Below are 3,024 nucleotides of genomic sequence, written 5' to 3' on the forward strand. Positions count from 1 at the left end.
GCAGGAGCGGGAATCGCTTGGTTCCCAAGCCCGCCATGCGGCGGGTTTTTTTTGTGGAAGGATATCGACGCACAAGGAGGAAATCATGACGGAAACATTGGGGATTGCAACGGTCTGGCTTGGGCTCGCGGTGTTCTCGACCATCCTGGCGAACCACCTGCGCGTGTCGATGGCGCTCATGGAGATCTGCGTGGGTGTCGCTGCCGCGGCGATTGTCGAGCATTACCTGGGGAACGGCGCTCTCGGGTCCGATGTCGAGTGGCTGCGTTTCCTGGCGGGATCTGGGGCAATCCTTTTGACCTTCCTCGCCGGGGCGGAACTGGTGCCCGCCGTGCTGCGGTCCAAGTGGAGCGAGGTCACCGTTATCGGCCTGGTGGGATTCCTCGCCCCCTTCCTGGGCTGCGCCGCCCTGGCGCGGTACGTGCTCGGATGGGACCCTTCCGCGAGCTGGCTGGTGGGGGTGGCGCTCTCCACCACGTCGATGGCCGTCGTCTACGCCGTCATGCTGGAAACCGGGTTCAATCGAACGGACTTCGGGAAAGCGATCCTCGGGGCCTGTTTCATCAACGACCTCGGGACGGTCCTTGCCCTGGGTCTAATTTTCGCGCCCTTCACGGTCCGGACGTTGATTTTGATCGGCGTATGTACCGTGGTGTTGGCTCTTCTGCCCCGGCTGACCACGTGGATCACGGGCCGGTACGCCCACCGTACGGCGGCCATCCGGACGAAGTGGGTTCTCCTGGTCCTGTTCGGTCTTGGATGGTTGGCCCTGTGGTCCGGAAGCGAGGCGGTCCTTCCCGCCTACCTCGCGGGAATGGTGCTCGCCGGGGCGGCCGCCCAGGATGCCTTTTGGGTGCGCCGCATGCGCACCCTGACCATCGGGTTGCTTACGCCCTTCTACTTCATTCGTGCGGGGTCGCTCGTTTCGATCCCGTCGATCCTTTCGTTGCCGGTTGTGTTTTTCCTGCTCTTCGCGGGGAAGGTCGTCTCGAAAATCTTCGGGCTCTATCCTGTGGTCTGCCGGTTCCGGCGGGGTCGGAAAGAGCGGTGGTACTATACCCTGATGATGTCCACGGGGCTTACCTTCGGGACGATTTCCGCGCTGTACGGTTACTCCCACGGCATCGTGACGCGGGGACAGTACAGCTTTCTGGCGGCCACGGTCATCGCCAGCGCCGTCATCCCCACCCTGATCGCCAATTTCGCCTTTCTCCCCAAGCACCTGCTGCCGGAGCCCGCTCCGGGGATGCCCCCGGGAACGGTCCCAGTCCCGGAGATGAACCGGAGGGATCCCTTGGCGGATGAATGATCCCGTCCTTCCGCGATCCGGCTCCCCCGTAGGAGACCAACCCGCACGCGTCATCGGTCGGTCGCACCGGGAGGGCTCTGCGTAGCGCCATTGCCTCGGAACCGGACAAGTGCGTTCGCAGCAGGGGGGAATGCCCCGGCACGCGGGAGCGGCTCCCTGCCCGCCGCCAGGCGGGCGGACGCTTCTCCGGTCGGCCGGCGCGTGTGGTATGATTTCCCATCCGCATCGCCGGACAGAACCGGCAGGAGGGAGAATGGCGTTCCGGGACCTGCGGGAGTTCCTCTCTGCGCTCGAGGCGCGCGGGGAGCTGAAAAAGATTCCGGCCCCCGTGTCCGCGGACCTCGAAGCGGCGGAGATCGCCGACCGGGCGGTAAAATCCGGCGGACCCGCGCTTCTGTTCGAAAACGTGAAGGGGCACGACGTCCCCCTCGCCATGAATCTCTTCGGCACGATGGGCCGGATGTGCCTGGCCCTCGGCGTCTCCTCCCTGGACGAGATCGGCGCACGGATGGTGGAGGTGATCGAGCCGGAGATCCCCTCCAATCTCATCGAAAAACTGAAGCTGCTCCCCAAGCTCGCCCGCCTGGCCGACTTCATCCCGAAGACGGTTTCCTCCGGGCCTTGCCAGGAGGTGGTGGAGACGGACAAACCGTCGCTCTCCTTCCTCCCCGTCGTGAAAACGTGGCCGGGCGACGGGGGTCCGTTCATCACCCTTCCCCTCGTCTTCACGAAGGACCCGAAAACGGGCCGCCGCAACGTGGGGATGTACCGGATGCACGTCTACGACGAGACGACCACGGGGATGCACTGGCACGTCCACAAGGGGGGGGCGCAGCATTACCGGGGATTCCGCAGGAAACGGGAGAGGATGCCGTTGGCGGTGGCGCTGGGAGGCGACCCGGCGACGATCTACGCGGCCTCGGCGCCGCTGCCCGAGGACGTGGACGAGATGGTCTTCGCCGGCTTTTTACGAAGGCAGCCGGTCGAGCTCGTCCGCTGCAGGACGGTCGACATCGAGGTCCCGGCGCACGCCGAGGTGATCCTGGAGGGGTACGTCGACCCGGACGACCTGCGCACGGAGGGGCCCTTCGGCGACCATACGGGATACTACTCCCTGGCCGACGAATACCCCGTCTTCCACGTGACTTGCGTGACGAGGCGGAAAAAGCCGATCTACCCGGCGACGATCGTGGGCAAGCCCCCGATGGAGGATGTCTACCTCGGGAAGGCGACCGAGCGGATCTTTTTGCCGCTGCTGCGCAAGATCGTCCCGGAGGTGGTCGATATGAACCTCCCCATCGAGGGGATCTTCCACAACGTCGCCCTCTTCGCCATCGACAAGCGCTATCCCGGGCATGCCAGGAAGGTGATGAGCGCCGTGTGGGGCCTGGGGCTTCTCATGTTCTCGAAGTTCGTCGTCATCTTCGACGCCGACGTGAACATCCAGGACCCCTCCGAGGTCCTCTGGCGGCTCGGGAACAACGTGGATCCCCGGCGCGACACGATGATCGTCGACGGGCCGGTCGACGCCCTGGAGCACGCCTCCCCCGTCCCGCACTACGGCTCGAAGATGGGGATCGACGCCACGAGGAAGTGGGCCTCCGAGGGGTTCGCGAGAGAGTGGCCCGAGGACATCCGGATGGACGAGACGATCGTGGACCTCGTGACGCGCCGGTGGAAGGAGTACGGATTCTGATGGGCCCCTTCTTCGGCTG

At 65.1% G+C, this 3,024-nt stretch carries 2 protein-coding genes; both read left to right on the plus strand.

The annotated features are described in order from the left end of the window. Positions 1-85 precede the first annotated feature (85 nt). Positions 86-1,309 carry a cation:proton antiporter gene (locus VJ307_00845; protein HJX72672.1) on the plus strand — a complete coding sequence of 408 codons (1,224 nt, stop codon included), beginning with the start codon at positions 86-88 and terminating at the stop codon, positions 1,307-1,309. A gap of 253 nt (positions 1,310-1,562) precedes the next feature. Beyond that, entirely contained in the window at positions 1,563-3,005 is a 1,443-nt protein-coding gene (locus VJ307_00850; protein ID HJX72673.1) for a menaquinone biosynthesis decarboxylase, read from the plus strand. The last annotated feature ends 19 nt before the right edge of the window (positions 3,006-3,024 follow it).

Source organism: Candidatus Deferrimicrobiaceae bacterium (assembly GCA_035256765.1).
Classification (GTDB): Bacteria; Desulfobacterota; Deferrimicrobia; order Deferrimicrobiales; family Deferrimicrobiaceae; genus CSP1-8.

Coding starts and splice junctions, on each gene's coding strand:
- VJ307_00850 (HJX72673.1), top strand. CDS start 1,563: ATGGCGTTCCGGGACCTGCGGGAGTTCCTCTCTGCGCTCGAGGCGCGC.
- VJ307_00845 (HJX72672.1), top strand. CDS start 86: ATGACGGAAACATTGGGGATTGCAACGGTCTGGCTTGGGCTCGCGGTG.